The following is an 18462-nucleotide window of genomic DNA, read 5'->3' as shown; positions in this document are numbered from 1 at the left end:
CATAATTATTAATCTTCTTTAAAAGTTTTACATTTTCATCTGAGCTTCTTATAAATTTTAATATATATTTATTCATAATATCCAGGTTTTTTGCATGGAATTTTGTTTTTTCCTAATTTTTATTTAACTTTACCATTTTTCCATAAATAATTTTCATGAATAAATATTATTTTATATAAAGTAAAGATTTCTACATAAAAAGACAAGACTCCTAAGAGTCCTGCCTTAAATGTTTTTTTCTTATTTTTCGATGCTCATGGCATTGATTTGATATTCAGATTCCCAAACTGGTGTATTGATATCAAATCCTTTTACTCTCTTTGTGTAACCTGTGTGGTATTGGTTAGAGTAAAGTGGAATTTCTGGTAGATAGTCGTTGTACCACATTTGGAAAGCTTCCCAGTTATCTAGGTATTCGTCTTTCTTTGTTGGATCTGTTTGACGAAGTTTAACTGTGATTTCATCAGCTTTTGGATCGTTTGTCTTGGTTGTGTTGTTTGATCCTTTTGAGTTGTATTGATACCATGGATCAAATGGTGTACCAAATCCTGTACCCATGTTGAAGGCTGTATATTCAGCATCTTCTTTTGGATAGTAGTAGTAATCAAGTAGGGTTGCGAATGAACCAGCTGTTACGTTGTATTCCATACCAACTTGTTTAGCGTTTACTGGAACTTGGTTTGAAATTAATGTTGTGATTGGAGATTCATCAGAACCGTATTGGTTTACTTGAAGTTTCTTACCATCTTTATCATATCTGTAGTAATCGAATCCATCAGCATTTTTAGCAAATTCTTCGTCAGCTTTTGCCTTATCCCATGGAGTTTTTCCGTCAGCTTCGAATGTGTATGGACTTGCATCAAGAAGTTTGTTAGCTTCATCAAGGTTTAATTGATATTTCTTGAATTCTGGGTTAGCTTCAAGATCAGCTCCTCTTTCTTTGTACATCCATTGGCTTGTACCATACATACCGTTTGTTACTACACCGTAACCACCAGCAAATGATTGTACGAAGTTGTTTCTATCCATTAGTGAAGCTATAGCTTGTCTAACTTCTTTGTATTTTGTAGCTCCTCTGTCTGTTAGGAATGTTACGTTACCATAACCATTTCTTTCAAATGTGTTGTAGCCACCGATTTTACCTTCATCAGCTGCAGCTCTCATTTGGTCTATTAGTGGGCCTTCGCCTTCAGCTTCCCAAATATCGATATCGCCATTGATTAGTAGGTCGATAGCTATATTTTTGTTTACGTATTGTAGGATTACGTGTGGGATTGATGGTTTTTCACCTTTGAAGTTACCAGCGTAGTTTTCGTTGATGCTTAGCTTAACCATGTTGTTTTCGAATCCATCGAATTTGTAAGGACCAGCTGTTACAGTTGGTTTAATTCTGTATTCATTGTATTCTCTTTGCATTGCATCTTCTATAAGCATGCTTGTTGGGTCGATATCGCCTGTTTTTCTTGATTCAAGTTTAGCTATATCTTCATCGTGAGCTTTTTTAGCTTCTTCGTATGCTGCTTTTTCTTCATCTTTAGCATCATCTTTTGGAGCTGGGTTGTTTTCGTCAAAGTCTTCTTTATTTTTAGCTATTTGATTATCGATATTTTCGATGTATTTTTTCTTATCTTCTTCTGTTGGCTTATAACCATCTTTAGCTACGATCTTGTTTCCTTCTGGTGCTACAGCAAGGTTTTCAGATACAGCGTGGATTGGGTATGGACCAAAGCCTCTTAGGGCTGCTTCTTCGTAGTAAGGTAGGAATGATGCATCTACTGTTATGCTGAAAGTATAGTCATCAATCTTTTTAAGACCATCAAATGTGTCCTTGTCACCATTTTTGTATGCTTCATAGCCCATTAGTGGGTCATCACCGATTGATGTTGAACCTGTTACTAATTGGTATGATGGATAGGTGTGAAGAAGTGAACCGAATAGGTAGTCATCAGCTGTAATTGGTGTTCCGTCTGACCATTTTAGGTCTTCTTTGATCTTGTAGGTTGTTGTTTCAGAACCATCTTCATTTTTAACTATTTGTGGTTCTTCTTTAAGAACGGTCATGTTGTTTATCCATTGACCACTTTCATCTTGAACTACAGTTCCATAGCCGTTGTTACCTTCGATACCCATGTATCTACGAGCTTTAACGTCCATTGAGTTGTTTGTCCAACCTTGTAGGAAGTCACCGTTAAACTCTTGAACAGCACCTACTACTAGGGTATCATCTGATGTTTGTTTGTCAAATGATTCTAGTTCAGCCTTATCATCAGCCGCTGTTTCTTCGCCTTCAGCTGGAGCTTCTTTATTATCAGCAGGAGCTTCTGCAGCTTTGTCGTCTTTTTTTTCTTCAGCGTCTTTTGCTGTGTCTCCACCACAAGCAACTAGAGTTGTCGCTAGGCCTAGGGCCATAAGTGATGAGAATACTTTTTTCATTTTCATAGTTTTCCCCCTAAAAAATTAAGTAACTTTTTTATAGTATAATATTTTATTCTATTAAACCGATTTTGTCAAGTTTGTTAGCGTTTTACTTTTCGCTTTCATGAATATTTATTCTAATACTTTGTCATGTTTTCAAGGAATTTGTTATTTATTCTTGCAAGTTCTTTCATTTCCGGTTAGCTCTTTATCTAGCTAAACGCTTAATCACAAGCTTATCTTAGGCTAGGATGGAAAGCCTTATCTCCTCCATTTTTGTGGAATATCCTTGAATATTATTCAAGAAATTTTCCCACAACAAAAGCAAGGACTAAGCCTTGCTTTCGTTGTGTACTTAATTTTATTTGGGTGTTTAATTTTCTAAGCTCATTGCGTTGATTTGATATTCAGATTCCCAAACTGGTGTATTTATATCAAAGCCTTTTACCCTCTTAGAGTAACCTGAGTGGTATTGGTTTGAATATAGTGGGATTTCTGGTAGGTAGTCGTTGTACCATTTTTCAAATTCTTCCCAAGTATCTAGATAACCTTCCTTGTCTTCTGGATCTGTTTGACGTAGCTTAACTGTTAGTTCATCTGCCTTTGGATCATTTGTCCTTGTCATATTATCAGAACCTTTTGAGTTATATTGATACCAAGGATCAAATGGTGTACCAAAGCTTAAGCCCATGTTGAAGACTGTATATTCAGCATCTTCTTTTGGATGGTAGTAGTAATCTAGGAGGGTTGCAAAGGATCCTGCTGTTACGTTATATTCCATACCAACTTGCTTAGCATTTACTGGAACTTGGTTTGAGATTAGGGTTGTGATTGGTGATTCATCAGAACCGTATTGGTTTACTTGAAGTTTATTACCATTTTCATCATACCTATAGTAATCAAAACCATCTGCGTTTTTAGCATATTCTTCATCAGCTTTTGCCTTATCCCAAGGTGTCTTACCATCTTTTTCAAATTTGAATGGTGTTTTATCTAATAATTCATTTGCTTTTTCTAGGTTTAGGGTGTATTTATTAAAGTCATCAGAAGCTTCTAGGTCTGCTCCTCTTTCCTTATACATCCATTGGCTGGTACCGTACATACCATTTGTTACTACTCCGTAGCCACCTGCAAATGATTGAACATATGAGTTTCTATCCATTAGGTGGGCAATTGCTTGTCTTACTTCCTTATATTTTGTAGTTCCCCTGTCTGTTAGGAATACTACGTTACCATAACCATTTCTCTCAAAGGTATTGTAACCACCGATTTTGCCTTCATCAGCTGCAGCTCTCATTTGATCTATTAGAGCACCTTCAGCTTCTGATTCCCAAAGATCGATGTCACCATTTTCAAGTAAGTCAACAGCTATCTTACTATTTACATATTGAACTATTACATGTGGGATGGTTGCTTTTTCACCCTTGAAGTTGCCTGCGTAGTTTTCGTTTAGGCTTAATTTTGCCATGTTATTTTCATAAGAATCAAACTTGTATGGACCACAAGAAACTGTTGGTTTTATCCTATATTCGTTGAATTCTTTTTGCATAGCTTCTTCTATTAGCATGCTTGTTGGGTCTATATCGCCTGACTTACGTCCTTCAAGGTCTGCTACCTTTTTATCATTTTCTGCCTTAGCTTCTTCGTAGGCCTTCTTTTCATCTTCGCTTGCATCATCTTTTGGTGCTGGATTTTGTTCATTGAAGTCCTCGTTGGTCTTAGCTATTTGAGCATCTATGTTTTCTATATATTTTTTCTTTTCATCTTCTGTTGGTTTATAGCCATCTTTAGCAACTATCTTATTTCCTTCTTTTGCTACTTCGATATTATCAGCTATAGCGTGAATTGGGAAAGGTGACACTTGTTTTAAGAAGGCTGATTCATAATATGGTAGGTATGAAGCATCAGTTGTAACCTTAAAGGTATAATCATCAACTTTTTCAAGACCTTCAAACTTATCATCATTTCCACCCTTATAAGCCTCATAACCCTTTACAGAGTCTGCACCTATAGTAAATGCTCCTGTTACCAATTGATAAGAAGGATAAGCATGGAATAGCATATCGAAAAGATAGTTATCTGCTGTTATAGGTTGTCCATCAGACCATTTCAAATCTTTTTTGATTGTGAAAGTTGTTGTTTCAGATCCATCTTCATTTTTAACTGTTTCTGGTTCTTTTTCAAGAACAGTCATATTAGCTTGCCACTGGCCGCCTTCATCTTGTACCATTGTTAGGTAAGCATTATTACCTTCTGTACCTATGTAGCGTCTAACCTTAACATCGTAAGAGTTATTTGACCAGGAGCCGTAGAAGTCCCCGCTCATCTCAGATGTACCTACTACTAGGGTGTCATCAGCTGTTTGTTTGTCGAAGTTATCTAACTCTGCCTTTTCATCATCAGAAAGAGCATTTTCATCAGCATCTTTTGCGTCTTTGTCGTCTTCTTTTTTATCTTCTGCTTGATCTACTGCTTGATCTTCTTTTTTGTCAGCAGCGTCATCTTTTTTAGCTTCTTCTCCACCACAGGCAGCAAGAGTTGCTGCAAGGCCAAGGGCCATCATGGTCGAGAATACTTTTTTCATTTTCATTTTTATTCCCCCATTTAATTAACTTTTCTTATGTAGTATTTTATCCTGCTAATGTAGTTTTGTCAAGTCGTATTTTGAATTTATTTTTATATGTAAGAATAAAAATACAATATCACTCTATATTTTCAAGGTCTTTGCAATTAAAGATGCGAGTTTTTACATTTACTTGCTAACCTTATCAGGCTAAAGCTTTATTTTTAGCCCAAGGTCTGTAAAATCTTAGACAAGCCTAGGCTTATTATTTTATTCTTGTATCTGGATAATATTCATTATTTTTTTTTGAAAATTTCTAGAAAAATAGGAAATATAAGCAATAGAATTTTTGATTTCTATTATAATTTAAGGATTGATATGGGAAATTTTGGGTAAAAAAACTAGCCCCTAAGGACTAGTCTTTAATCTTATTTTTTATCTACAAAGATCCTGCTTGATTTAGCTCCAACAAGCCTGTAATATTTTACTGGTCTACCTGAAGCATCTCCCATTCTGCCCTTTCTTTGGGTTACCTTTACCCCATTGTCAGAATAGTTCATGTGGATTATTGTATCTTCTTTTTTATTTAGGACAAAGCCTGTATGACCACCTGCTCCTAGAGAATTTCCTGGAGTACCTGATACGAATATATCACCGTAGTCGATTTCACTTTCCTTGATTTCATACATGACAGATCCCTTTGCTCCCATTGAAAATAGGGTTTCTGTGTTGCCTATATAGGCATCAGATTTTAGGAATCCTCCGTAAATTAGGGCTCTATATACAGCTGATGAGCAGTCTGCTTGTTTTTCTGAGTTTCTGCCAACACCCATATCATAAGTCATTCGTTTATTTTTGGCTTGGAACATCCAATCCATTACTGAGTCGATGTTTTTATTGCCCTTTACTTCATAACCTGTTCTTCTTGCAAGGCCCTTATCATCTGTAGTGTATTCTATGCCATTTTGTAGGTATTTAGAATTTCTAACTAGACCATTATCATCAAAGCAATAGAGCTTGCCCTCTATTTCCCAGACACCTTCTTGGAGATAACCATTTGCATTGGTATGGAAGGTCTTGCCTTCATGACTTACCCATGCATCTTTAGGATTTGTTGCTACTCCACGATTGTCAATTTCAAAGAATTTACCATTGGCTAGGGCAGTTTTTCCTATAACCATAGCTCCGGTTTTGTGGTCAAATACATAGGTATTATTATTTATTTCTTGGGCATTTTTTAAAAGCTTGCCGTCTTTGTCTGTCCTGTAGGTAAGGCCATCTAGGGTTAGCCATTCATTTTTAGGATTTGTTACTACTCCTGTTGCATTTACTGAGTAGAATTTATCATTTAGGATTAACTTCTTATTTGTTTGAAGTTTACCAGCATTGTCAAACATATAGTCATTGTCCCCAATTTTAATGATGCCTCTTGCTATTGAGCCATCATTTTGAGTACGGTAGACTGCACCATCTACATTAACCCATTTATTTGGACTTGTATTTATTTGACCAAGTTTGTTTACTTCATAATAGGTATTTTGTGTTACTAGCTTTTGATTTCTTTGTAGAATACCATCGTTATTAAAGAAGTATTTTTTATCTTTAATTTGGGTGATTCCTCTTACGATCACTCCATTACTTCCGTTGTAATAGATGTCTTTGCCTACATTTAGCCAAGCGTTTTTAGGATTTGATAGGGAACCCTTACTATTAGCCCTGTATATCCTATCTTTAAGCCTAATTGATTCATTTGTGACGATTTTGTTATTTCTAAAGTATTTGATTTCACCTTTGTTTTTAACAAAATAACCACTTGTGCTTGGTGCGTAGTATTTCTTTTCTTCTATTTGAGTTTGGCTATTGTGAATAATATTTGTAGCTTCATTGCTAACTTCGCCACTATTTGCTTCTGGTATGCTTAGGTCTGAATTATCATAATAAATTACATCAGCAAGCTTCTTAGGGTTTTCCTCAAGGACTTGATCAAGGCTATCATCTGTTTGATTTTGCTCTTGATTTTCTTCTACTGAAGGAGCTTGAGCTTGCTTTTCATCTACTAGTTCCTTGTTTTCTAGAGAGATTTCAGGGTCAGAAACAGCAGGCGCATCTAGGTCTTTGATTATTGGATCTAGGGCCTTAATTTTATCAAGTTCTGCCTTTTCTTCTGGATTTGTTTGAAGATCTGTGAAATTTTCACTTGTGATAAGTTCACTATTATCTGAACTGTCGATACTCTCTTTTAAGTCTAGCTTATAATCATTTTTAAAATCTTCGCTTGCGTAAGTTTTATTAGATAACAAGAAAGCTTGCGAAATAAGAAATGATGAGGCGAGTAGGACAGTTTTATTAATTTTTTTCATTGTCTTTACCTCACTTTTATTACAAATAATTTACAAAAATATAGTCTTTTACTCAAATTCTATTCCTATTATAATACAAAGCCAGAAAAAATGCAACAAAAAGGTTACAAATTTGTTAAGATTTGTAATTTTTTTTGCTAAAATACATATGCCTGCTAAAATAAGCTAGGCCATATCTTTTAAAAAAGCTTTAAAAATGGTATGATTGTATAAGAAATATCTATCACTTTTATCAAAATTTAAAATAAAGAGAGGATAAGCATGAAAAATAAAACTATAGTCCTAGCCCTTGCCCTAAGTATTTTAGTGACAGGCTGTAATGGAGCAAATCCTACTTCTTCAAAGGTCTCTGAAGAAACCATTGCCAAGGCCCTAGATAGCAAGGTCGACCTAGAAAAGGAAAAAGCAGCAGAAAAAAAGGAAAAAGCTGACGAAAAAACAGAAGAAGCGAAATTTGAAATAAACGGCGAAAACCTAAAGATGATGCTAAGAGACATCGGGGAGTTTGACCCATCTTTTGTTAGAAAATTAGATGATGATGACCTTATAGACCTCTATGAAAAGGCAGAGGAAATAAGCAAGGAAACAGGTTATTGGGATGTAAAAGACTTCTTCTTCCAAGAACTAGCCAAGGAAAACCCAGATACCTCCCTAAAATTCCCACTAGATTCAGTAGAAAGCAAATATAATTGGCAGGCCAGCCAAGATGACACCATAGGCAATAAATTTGAATACGAAAGAAACCTCATGGTAGAAAAAGGAGAAAACTACAACGAAGTATGGTCCTACACCGACCAAGAAGTAGAAGAAGCCTTCCATGAAGCCTACGAAAAAGACCCACTAGCCTACTATGATGACTATGTAAAAATGGCCTATGAAATTCTTTCAGGAAATGAAAATGAATCTCCAAGCCAAGATGATGAAGAGTCTGGTTCAAAATCAGAAGGTGCTGCAGATCCAGCAGATTACGAAAACCTACTCAAATTTGGTTCAAGCCAAAAAGACTACGATGCCATCAAAGATGCAATGGTAAACCATTACGAATTTGATAAGGCTATAGTTAAAGATATACCAAACAAGGACATAGACCTAGCCTACACCAGGGCCCAAAAACGCCTAGAAGAAACAGGCTTTGGAGACATAGGACTAGTCTTTGATGAACTAGGCAAATTATATCCAGGCGCATCTACACTCTATACTGGCAAAAACTAAAAACTTACAAAGCTAAAGACGAGGAAATCCTCGTCTTTTTGCATCTTTGTTTAAGATCTAACTAATCTTCTTTCTAAGTTCTAAAGCATGGTAAATAATATCAGTCCCAGATTTTTTAAAAGTCATATTCTTATAATTTTTGAAACCATTTTTATAGCAAGCCTTTAAAGAGCCAATATTTTCTTTAGCCACTTCTGCTGATATAAATTTACCACCTCTAGATTTAATAAATTTTTCCAAAGCAGAAATCAAGTCTGTCCCAAGGCCCTTGCCCCAAAATTCTTTTTTAAAAGTATAACCAATCCCCCAAAGATATCCATCCATTTTCCAGGTGCAAGCAGTGCCGATTATTTGATTATTTATTTTATCTAGCAAAATAAAATAAAAATCATCATCCCAATAAGGGCTATCATCAAGCACGCCGTTTTCAAAACAATCTCTCAACTCATCTCCATCCTTATAATATGGATCAGATAGGTATTTTCCAACATCAATATTTCCCCAAATCTTTGCAACTTGGTCTAAATCTTCTAAAGTCATGTCACGAATAATTAACCTATCCGTCATAAATCTATACTCCTCCATAAAAATCCTCTCCAAATTCTATATAGTAATATAATACCTCATAGGTCGATGTTTAATAAAAGCTTTTTCAAACCTATAAAATTGACCTATTTTAGAAAGTATTTTCACATTCCTTGGACCTTGTTTCTATCTCTTTGCAGCGTATATTGACTAAAAAGGGGGATTTATGATAGTTGATAATATAAAAAACTTAGGAAAATATGAACAAGTCCACAATCAGATAAAGAATATAATAAATTTCTTGGAAAATTTTGACAAAAATGATTTTAAAACACGAAGAATTGATATAAATAATAATCTTTTTGCTTCTCTTCAGACCTATGAGCCCCTTAAGGCTTGCGAAAAGGAATTTGAAGTCCATAAAGACTATATAGACCTTCAATACATAGTGACTTCTTCTGAAAGAATAGACTTTGCCACAGAAGATTCTTATGGTAAGGCTTATGAAATGGATAAGGATGGGGATTTCTTTTTGACAAATGATATAAAAAACTTCTCAAAACTCATCCTTAATGAGGGAGACTTCGCTATCTTCTTCCCTGGCGAATTCCACAAACCAGCTTGTGCCCTAGAAGATAGTAGCCAAGTTAAAAAAATCGTATTTAAAATCAAGGCCTAATAAAAAGGTGGTAAGATTTAGAAAAAATTTCTAAGTTTACCACCTTTTTATTAATTTATTTGCCTAAGGCCCTTAGAATCTAACTCATATACCCTATCAAAGACCTCCCTTATGAAGTTCCTATCGTGAGATACAGCAATTATAGCTCCTTTGTAAGATTTAAGACTTTCTATGATCTCTGGCTGGGAAGTTGGGGATAAGTTTCTGGTCGGCTCATCTAAAAGCAATACCTCTGCCTTATCCATATTCATCTTAGCAAAAAATACCTTGGCCTTTTGGCCGCCTGATAGGCTCTTTAGACTTCTTTCCATCTCCTGTCTGGTGAAATTAAGGCTTCCAAGCAAGTTTGCCACCCTAGTTTTTTCATCCTTAGATCCAGTCCTAGCAAGAAAACTTATGGCAGTTTCTGTATCTTTCAAGTAAGTGGAATAATCCTGTGGCATATAGGCAACTTTAAGCTTAGAATTCCTAAGCTCTCGGTAAATCTCTTTTAAAAGACTAGTTTTGCCTGCACCATTCTTGCCAACCAGGCAGATTTTCTCAGGTCCTATCATTTTTACTTCTATATTTTCAGATAATTTCTTATCTCCCACCCTAAGCTCATCCAATCTAAAATCCAAAAGCTCCTTTGATTTAGGAATTTCTATCTTATCATCAAAAAATATCCCAATCGCATCTTCCACATCAGGTCTTAAGGTAATTTTTTCCCTTTCCTTATTAAGCCTCTTGCCAAGAGCCTTGACACTTGCCATCTTATCCTTAAGATTTTTGCCTTCTATATCATTTTTTGTGGCATTTATAGCATGATTTACAGAATCATAGACCTTCCTATACCTGGCAGCCTTTTTGTCAAATTCCTCCCTTTCCTTCTTGGCCCTCATGCCTTGAATCCTCAGCTGGTTTTCCCTATCCCCTATATAAATGTCATAGGGCCCATTAAAGATAGTATGCCTTGGGGCCTGCCTCCTGTGGACCTGCTCCAAATGGACAATCCTATTTGCTACATCCCTTAAGAGGGCTGGATCATGGGATACAAATATTAGGGGAATTTCCATCTTTTTCATAATTTTAGAAAGAAAGTTAAGGGAATCATAATCAAGATCATTGCTAGGTTCATCAAATAAAAATAGGGTCGGATCCTTTAAAATTTCAAACAAAAGGATAATTTTAACCCTCTCACCACCTGAAAGATCTCTTAGCTTCATATTTCCAAAAATCAAATCTTCCCCAAGTTCAAATTTATCTAGGTAGCGATAAAATTTATTATAATCTAAGAGATTTGGATCAAGAATCCTTCCCATATAAGAAGAAACTTCCATATCTAGGTATTTTTCATCCAGGCTTTGGGGAAAATATCCAATGATTTCATCCTTCTTGTGGATTTCTCCCCTAATTTGGCAATATTTCGAAACCTCTACCTTATCCACAAGAGCCTTAAGAAGAATCGACTTGCCATTGCCCTCTTCACCGATAAGTCCGACCTTATCTCCAGGATTTAGAGCAAGATCAAAATTTTCAAACAATTTTCTATCGTCTTTAATCAAGTTAATATCTAAGTTTTTAATCTGTAACATATATCCTCCTCGGATGATATGCCACTTATGAATAATATCTTATTTTCTTATAATTTAAATAAATTTTCACAAAAAAAGTCCGTCCCAAGTGAACAGACCTATCCTAAAAAGAATAATCTTATCCACAATATGGCATACCAAAACACGCCAAGGCAAAGCCTTAGCAAAATCAGTATCTATTTCCATATTGCTTATAAAATCATCTATATATTTCTCCTTATTTGTTTATGAAGTTACTATACTGGTTTTGTAAGAAATTCAAAGTATAAGTATTTACCTACTAAAATAAAAATACTCCCCCTTATTCACTACTTGACTTTTAGCTTAAAAATAATTATAATTTAGTTAGAAAGTAAGAATTTCTAACCTAGGAGGTTTTATTATGTTAGTAGAACTAAAAGCTAAATCACAAGTAACTATCCCAAAAGATATTGTAAATTCTATGGAATTAAATCAAGGAGATCAATTTGAAGTGATTGAAGATGATGGGAAAATTGTCCTAGTTCCAGTTGCAGTCTACCCAGAACACGTCATAAAAAAATTAAAAGCCCAGGTAAAAGAAATCAAAGACTCTATAAAAAATGGAGAAACTCCTGTTTTTGATTCTATAGACTCACTCTTTGAAGACTTAGATAAGTAATGACCTATAATATAACCTATTCGTAGGCTTTTAAAAAGAATTATAAAAGACTATCTGATACTGAAAAGAAACAAACTAAAAAGAAAATAAAGTTTTTTGTAGAAAATCCCACCCATCCATCTTTAAGAACCAAGAAAATTCAAGGTACAGATGGTATCTGGGAATCTTCTATAAATATGGATATCAGGATTATTTGGTTTTACGAAAATAATGAATTGATATTTCTATTAGATATCGGACATCATGATATTTTGGATAAATTTTATGGTGATATCTGAAAATATCTTTTTGCATTCTCAAAAATCACCTTATATATCAAACTAAGACCCAAGCACGTGCTCGGGTCTTTTCTTGAGATTTTACTTATCTCTGTATTCTCCTGTTATTAGTTTTGATGAGATCCAGGCGTCATCGCCTATATTTAGCCAATATCTCTCGCCATCGCTTACTACGTCGTAGACGTGGTAAACTTCTCCCCTGTAGACATCTCCGTATTTTTCTGAGTTCATGTCTGGAGCTGTCCTTGCTTGACCGTTTCCTGTGTCGATTTTAAAAGACTTGTTTAGGAAGTCTTCTGGCTTATAGATTTCTGTGTATTTTGGATTGCCATTTTCGCCGTAGGAATTATTTTTTCTCATATCATCTAGGTCGTAGTCGGTGCTTGCCTCTAAATCTTCCGGATGATTTTCCCTATTTTTCGCGAACTTTTCGCCATTATTTCCAGCCTTGGCTTTTTTGTATATGTCTTTTATTTTTTGTGAATTTGGGATGATTTTTAGGTAAGTTTCAGCTAGGCTTTGAGCTGTTATATAATCTTCATCTTCCATATAGGAATTTAGGTCGCTTACCAATTTTTTTTCTATGTCTGCTAGGTTTTTCTGGGCCTTGGTATGGAGGTCTACCTCTTCTTCTGGGATTGATTTGAATTTCTCTGCAGCCTCGTTGTAGTCTTCGCTGTAGTAGGCATCTATGGCCTGGTCGTAGATTTCTTGATAGGATGCACTACCGTTTTGATCTGTGGCTGCTTTTTTATCTTTTTTGGCTCCAAAATATCCTACAGCCACTACCACTGTTAGGACTATTAGGCAAAAGCCCGCTATAAGGGCGTAGACTAGGGTATTTTTCTTTTCCTTTTCTTGGGTATTTGAGAAATCTTCTCCACTTTTATCGTGTCTTTTGGCCCTCCTATTTTTATCAAGCTCTCTGTCCAGGTCTTTTTGGAAGTCTTGACCTAGCCTTTCGGTTTGGCTTCTTTTTTTGATTACTATGAAGGATGCCTTGCTTAGGTCAGTTTTTTCCCTTTCCTGGTTTTCTTCTATTTTTGGACTTTTAGGGATTTCTTGCCTAGTTTTTTCTATTTCTTTTTTACCAAAATCAGTAAGATTTTTTGGGCTTTCTTTTTTGATTTGACCTAGATCTGTATCTTTATTTTCTCTTGGATTTTCTTTTTTAAGGTCTGAAGGCTCTTCTTTTTTGGCTTGATCTAGCTTTTGCTTTTGAAAATCAAGAGGCTTTTCTTCTTTCTCTGCTTGTGGATTTTTATCTTCTAGAATTATTGGTGTAGAAGTCTTATCCTCTTCTATTGGAGATTCTTTATTTTCTTCTATTTTGGAAGTCTCTGGGAGGCTTGGCTCTTCCCTTTTCTCCTCATTTTTTTCTATTATCTCTTCTATTTTTTCTTTATCTATAATCCTTGTTTGGCCTAGGTCTTCTTGGTCTTTTCCTAATTTCTTTCCACAAGCTTCACAGAATTTGGCATCTTTATCATTCCTATAAGCACAGCTTGGGCAAGGAATGCGGTCATCTTTAACTTCTTCGATTTTTTCGCCTTCTTCTAATTTCAATCCGCAAGCCTCGCAGAATTTAGCGTCTATATCATTTTCATAGCCACATTTGGGGCAAGTTTTTGCATCTGTTAATTTTTCTTCTTTGACTTGCGGCTTTATTTCTTCTAATTTTGATCCGCAGTTTTCACAAAACTTGGCGTCTTTTTCGTTTTCATATCCGCAGTTTTTACAAATCATTGAGAACTCCTTTTCTCTACTGGATTAGGATAATTATATCACATCTTGATTTTTTTTACTAGAAAAGACCCAGCTTAGGGCCGGGCCTTTGTATGATTAGTCTCTAAATTCTCCTGTGACAAGTTTGGATGATATCCAACCCTTGCCTATATTTAGCCAATATCTGCCGCCATCGTTGTAGACTTCGCCTACCTTGTAGGTTTCGTTGCGGTTAACATAGCCTGCTACTCCTGAGTTTAGGCTTGGTTCTGTCCTTATCTCACCCATGTTGGCATCGATCTTGATGGTTTTGTTTAAGAAGTCGCTTTCGCTGTAGACTTCTGTATAGGCTGGGTTGCCATTTTGGCCGTAAGAATTTGTTCTTCTTAGGTATTCCTTGTCGTAGTTTTTACTTGACTTATTAGATTCTTCCTCAGTTTCTTTTTCTTCTTCCTTTGGAGTCTCTTCTTTTTTCTCGCTTGTTTCTTCTTCTTTTTGGTCTTCTGTATCTTTATTTTCTTCAGTATCTTTTAATTTAGAGCTGATTTCCTTTATATTTTTAGCATCAGCATTGGCCTTTAGGTATTCATCAGCAAGTTCTTTGGCCTTAGCCTCATCATTTGCTTCTATTAGCTCATTTATCTTAGCTTCTACGTCTTTTTCTATATCTTTTACCTGCTTTTGAGCCTTTTTATAAAAGTCACCACTAGCTTCTGGTATGGCATTTAAAATCTTAAGCGCACTTAAGTAATCCCCATCTTTTATAGTTTCATCAGCTTTTTCTAGGGCTTGTTTGTAGAGGGCTTCGTTATCCTTTACTTGCTCTTCTACTTGTTTTTGAGGAGTCTCCTCTTTCTTTGAACCGAGGTTGGCAAAGTAGGAGAAAATTATGGCTGCCACAGCAAATATCAATATTCCACCGAATATCATACCTACTGTTATTAGGTCCATGTCCTTTTCTTTCCTATTTTCTCTTTTTCTGATGACTATTTTCTCATCATCAGCCTTTTGGCTTCTTCTTTGTCTTCTTCTATCTCTTTGGTCAGATTTTTCTAATTCTTGTCCGCAATTTTCACAGATTTTCTTGCCATCTTCATTTTCATGGCCACAATTTTTACAAATCATAAAATCTCCTTTACTATCTTCTCATATTATTATATCACAAGTTGACTAAAATTATTAGTTTATCAGGGATTTTTTTAAGATTTGCCTAAAATTTCTTCATTTGTTTAGATTATCTGTATAAAAGCTTAGGTCTTGAACTGTTTCTAGGACCCCCTTATAGGCCCCTTTCTTATCTCTGACTGCAAAATATCCAATTGCTATATCCTTACCTCCAATATTTTTTACAAGCTTGAAGGAATCTCTTTTGCCTTCCTTAAAGTCCTTGATAAGGCCCCTAACTATAGGCTCAACTTGAGGAGGGTGGCAAGAATAGACTTCTCTACCTAGGGATGACTTTGGCCTTTTGAATAATTTTGCCCCCTCGTGATTATTGTAATAAGAATTTATATCATTTTCATCAACAAAGGTTATTTCAATTTCCATGGTATCTAGCATGGCTTCTAGCTGGTCAATCCTCATCTTACCCTTGGCAAAATGTATATAATTATCATCTGCTAAGGCCTTGCTCGCTGTTTCTTCTTGATTATAGGCTACTAGGTCGTGGTCATAATCTGCTAGGTCTTCGTAAAGGATAGCTAAATCTTGGCTTGTTAGGGTATCTTTCATAAGAGGATAGAGGATATTTTCCTCCTTGTAGGTCATCTCCTTAGCCCTTTCGATAGATTTTTCTAATAGGTCTTCATTTTGTAATTTCAAAGCCTTTTTGATATTATTTACAATCTCAATATCCACAGCCCACATGACATCAGAAGGGCCCGGCTTATTATATTTAGCCTTTAGGATTGGGTAGATGAGGTCTCCCTTTTTCTTGTAATGCTTGGCTAAAATTCCTCTTAGCTTTTCAAAATCTCCATCATGGTTTTCTAATATTTCTTTTATCTTTTGATTTTCTCTAGCAAAGTAGGAAATAAATGGAATGTCATCATAGGATGTTTTTTCATTTTCATTTTCAGTCATCCCATGGAAAAGACTTGAGTGAACATCGCAAAGCTTTCTGACCTCAGCCTTGTCCATGCCAGATGCCAAGAGCTCTTCTTCTGCATCCATTATCTCCGCTGATGAAACTCCCTCAAAGTTTGCCCTAAAATCAGCCCTCACACTTTCAAGATCTTCGCCAGCTGTAAGTCTTTCTATAAAGGACTTGATGAGTTTTTTCCTTTCTATGACTTCTGGGTCTTGGGATGAATCAATCACCTCATAGCCAAGCCCCCTTAGCTTATCTTCAAGATTTTCTATCTTCATCATTGAGGCCCCACGCTTTAGGCTCATCTTCTTGCCTACTGTACTTACCATTAGCGGATTGGCCAAGGCATTGAAACCTAGGTCTATTAGGTCGTTTTTTAGTTTGTCATTATCTTTTATTAGATCTGCCACTGGCATATTTATATCAATTATCATAAAATCCTCCTAATCTTACCATAATTATATCACCATAGATAATGATTATCAGTAACATTTGTTACATTTTTTAATTTTTTACAAAAATACAAAGCCAGACTACATGGTCTTGGTAGGTAACTTTGTGGATTTGGTGGGGAAGGATTGGGAGGATGTCGCCCTTTTTGAGCTTAATTTCTTCTCCTTCGATTTCAAGAATAGCAGATCCTTCTACTATTTTTACTATTTCAAGCTCTTCCTGATCATAATAGTCTGTAACTTGGTCAAGGGAGCTAGTTCTTAGGATTTTTATTTTATCATTTTCAAAGATTATTTCTTCTATTTCTTTATCTTTATCGAAGTTTATATTTTCGTAGATGTTGTAGATTTTCATATTTCTCCTTAAAAAAAGCAGCTCTTAACAAGCTGCTGATTTTTTCTTTAATCCCATTAGGAGTGTCCCGATTGCAAGTCCATAGGCTAGGCCCTTTGCTAGGTCTGGGATATTGGGGTTTTGGTTTATTACTAAGGCTAGGACTAAAAAGGCAAGTCCTACCCTTGTTGGGTTTTGGATTTTTTTCATTCTGTCATCCTTTCAAATTCTATGGAGAATTTCTTGAGGATTTTCTTCTCTAGTCTTGATACGGTCATCTGGCTTATATCCAGGCTTTCTGCTATGTCTACCTGAGTTCTGCCTTCGTAGTATCTGAGTTCTAGGATTTGCTTTTCTAGGTCGGTGAGCCTTTCTTTTGACTTGTCTATCATATCTTTTAGCTCGATTGAGTCGAAGTTTTTGTCTTCTTCGCCGACTATATCTGCTAAGTCTATGGCATTTTCTCCCTTTTGGACCTGGTATTTCATGTCCAAGGATTGAGGAGTGTAGACCTTGCTTGCTTCCATGGTTTCTAGGATTGTCTCTTCATCTTCTCCCAGATAGTCGGCTATGTCCTTGGTTGTTGGAACCCTTTGAAGCTCTTGGGTCAGAGTCTTCTTGGCTGTATTTATCTTTTTGTAGAGATTTTGGATGCGTCTTGGCACTCTTATTACCCAGCCCTTGTCCCTAAAATATCTCTTTAGCTCGCCCATGATTGTTGGGGTGGCAAAGGATGAAAAGGCATAGCCCTTTGATGGGTCAAACCTATCTACTGCATTGATTAGGCCAAGGCTTGCCACCTGGTAGAGGTCGTCTTTTTCTATGCCCTTGCCTACGTATTTGTTTGATAGGATATCGACTATATACATGTGCTCTTCGATGAGCTCATCTCTTAGCTTCTTGTCCCTAGTTTTGGCAAATTCTTCAAATTTCTGGTTGATTTCATCCTTACGTTCTTGGCTTTCCTTAGTCATAAGTCTTCCTCATACTTATTTTTAGGAAATCTTCTCCTGTTTCAAGGTCATCTGCTAGGGCCTTTAGAATGGCATCTCTCATTGATATTGCCTTTGGATCAGCTGTCTTATCCTTGCCCCTTACTTCTATGGATAGGGCATCTTTTTCTACTAGGAAGTCTATTTTTACATCTTCTTCTGTTATTTTGTAGTTTATGGCCTCGCTTACTAGGACTTTGAGGTCTTCGATTTGTTCTATATCAAAGTCAAGGTCTGAGCCAAGGCCTGCCACAAAGAGCCTTAAGGCCTTGAGGTAGAGGCTATTTTGTGGTAGTTTTATGCTTATTTTTTCCATGTCTACTCCATATTGAAGACTTCTGTTAGGTCTGTTATCTTAAAGAGCTTGTAGATATTTTCTTTTGGGTTTTTTATTGTGGTTTTATAGCCCTTTTCATTTACAAGCTTGTATATTTTCATAAATTGGCCAAGGCCTGTTGAGTCTAGGTAGTCCAAATTCTCTAAATCTATGCTTAGGTCCTTGTCTATGTCTCTTAGGTTTTCTTCGATGAAGTCCCTGAATTTTTCTTCAGAATAGACGTCTAGGTCACCTTCAACTTTTACTAATAAGTGGTCGTCTTTGTCAATAATAAAGCTTTGAAACAT

16 protein-coding genes are annotated in these 18462 nt (G+C 35.8%); 3 read left to right on the top strand and 13 right to left on the bottom strand.

What is annotated here, in order from left to right; translation table 11 throughout:
- Positions 1 to 240: 240 nt before the first annotated feature.
- The 3 genes from RRB46_RS03580 to RRB46_RS03570 all read right to left on the bottom strand — a co-directional run bounded on the left by RRB46_RS03580 (position 241) and on the right by RRB46_RS03570 (position 7338).
- A complete protein-coding gene (locus RRB46_RS03580; RefSeq protein WP_311537515.1) occupies positions 241 to 2439 on the bottom strand; it encodes an ABC transporter substrate-binding protein in 2199 nt (732 codons plus the stop codon).
- Between the two features lie 349 nt (positions 2440 to 2788).
- Entirely contained in the window at positions 2789 to 5005 is a 2217-nt protein-coding gene (locus RRB46_RS03575; protein WP_311537514.1) for an ABC transporter substrate-binding protein, read from the bottom strand.
- Positions 5006 to 5406: 401 nt separating this feature from the next.
- A complete protein-coding gene (locus tag RRB46_RS03570; protein ID WP_311537513.1) occupies positions 5407 to 7338 on the bottom strand; it encodes a peptidoglycan amidohydrolase family protein in 1932 nt (643 codons plus the stop codon).
- Between the two features lie 261 nt (positions 7339 to 7599).
- Here RRB46_RS03570 and RRB46_RS03565 point away from each other — a divergent pair, with 261 nt between their 5' ends.
- Positions 7600 to 8550 carry a hypothetical protein gene (locus RRB46_RS03565; RefSeq protein WP_311537512.1) on the top strand — a complete coding sequence of 317 codons (951 nt, stop codon included), beginning with the start codon at positions 7600 to 7602 and terminating at the stop codon, positions 8548 to 8550.
- 57 nt (positions 8551 to 8607) lie between these two features.
- On the opposite strand, the gene RRB46_RS03560 is transcribed toward RRB46_RS03565, so the two are convergent.
- Complete coding sequence (locus tag RRB46_RS03560) at positions 8608 to 9117, bottom strand: GNAT family N-acetyltransferase (RefSeq protein WP_311537511.1); 510 nt, start codon at positions 9115 to 9117, stop codon at positions 8608 to 8610.
- Between the two features lie 184 nt (positions 9118 to 9301).
- On the opposite strand from RRB46_RS03560, the gene RRB46_RS03555 reads away from it, so the two are divergent.
- Entirely contained in the window at positions 9302 to 9754 is a 453-nt protein-coding gene (locus RRB46_RS03555; protein WP_311537510.1) for a YhcH/YjgK/YiaL family protein, read from the top strand.
- Between the two features lie 50 nt (positions 9755 to 9804).
- On the opposite strand, the gene RRB46_RS03550 is transcribed toward RRB46_RS03555, so the two are convergent.
- Positions 9805 to 11328 (bottom strand): ATP-binding cassette domain-containing protein, encoded by a 1524-nt coding sequence (locus tag RRB46_RS03550; protein ID WP_311537509.1) that lies wholly within the window; start codon positions 11326 to 11328, stop codon positions 9805 to 9807.
- Positions 11329 to 11710: 382 nt separating this feature from the next.
- Here RRB46_RS03550 and RRB46_RS03545 point away from each other — a divergent pair, with 382 nt between their 5' ends.
- A complete protein-coding gene (locus RRB46_RS03545; protein ID WP_311537508.1) occupies positions 11711 to 11968 on the top strand; it encodes an AbrB/MazE/SpoVT family DNA-binding domain-containing protein in 258 nt (85 codons plus the stop codon).
- Positions 11969 to 12327: 359 nt separating this feature from the next.
- Here the strand turns inward: RRB46_RS03545 and RRB46_RS03540 are convergent, their stop codons facing one another.
- From RRB46_RS03540 to RRB46_RS03505, 8 genes are all read right to left on the bottom strand, one after another.
- Positions 12328 to 13992, bottom strand: coding sequence for a zinc-ribbon domain-containing protein (locus tag RRB46_RS03540; RefSeq protein ID WP_311537507.1), 1665 nt, complete (start codon positions 13990 to 13992; stop codon positions 12328 to 12330).
- Between the two features lie 96 nt (positions 13993 to 14088).
- Positions 14089 to 15096: a zinc-ribbon domain-containing protein gene (locus tag RRB46_RS03535; protein WP_311537506.1), complete on the bottom strand. Its 1008-nt coding sequence runs from the start codon at positions 15094 to 15096 to the stop codon at positions 14089 to 14091.
- 96 nt (positions 15097 to 15192) lie between these two features.
- Positions 15193 to 16494 (bottom strand): DUF438 domain-containing protein, encoded by a 1302-nt coding sequence (locus RRB46_RS03530; protein ID WP_311537505.1) that lies wholly within the window; start codon positions 16492 to 16494, stop codon positions 15193 to 15195.
- 70 nt (positions 16495 to 16564) lie between these two features.
- Positions 16565 to 16867: a cupin domain-containing protein gene (locus RRB46_RS03525; RefSeq protein ID WP_311537504.1), complete on the bottom strand. Its 303-nt coding sequence runs from the start codon at positions 16865 to 16867 to the stop codon at positions 16565 to 16567.
- A 24-nt stretch (positions 16868 to 16891) separates the two neighbouring features.
- Entirely contained in the window at positions 16892 to 17056 is a 165-nt protein-coding gene (locus tag RRB46_RS03520; RefSeq protein WP_296127617.1) for a hypothetical protein, read from the bottom strand.
- On the bottom strand, positions 17053 to 17820 hold the full coding sequence (locus RRB46_RS03515; protein WP_311537503.1) for a SigB/SigF/SigG family RNA polymerase sigma factor: 768 nt from the start codon (positions 17818 to 17820) through the stop codon (positions 17053 to 17055). The genes RRB46_RS03520 and RRB46_RS03515 overlap by 4 nt, the downstream gene beginning before the upstream one ends.
- Complete coding sequence (locus tag RRB46_RS03510) at positions 17813 to 18154, bottom strand: anti-sigma regulatory factor (RefSeq protein WP_311537502.1); 342 nt, start codon at positions 18152 to 18154, stop codon at positions 17813 to 17815. Before RRB46_RS03510 ends, RRB46_RS03515 begins: the two co-directional genes overlap by 8 nt.
- 2 nt (positions 18155 to 18156) lie before the next feature.
- A complete protein-coding gene (locus RRB46_RS03505) occupies positions 18157 to 18462 on the bottom strand; it encodes an STAS domain-containing protein (protein ID WP_297687868.1) in 306 nt (101 codons plus the stop codon).

Origin of the sequence: uncultured Anaerococcus sp. (assembly GCF_963512375.1) — a bacterium.
GTDB lineage: Bacteria > Bacillota > Clostridia > Tissierellales > Peptoniphilaceae > Anaerococcus.
Note: the sequence above shows the minus strand (reverse complement) of the source record. Positions and strands in the feature narration are given on the sequence as shown.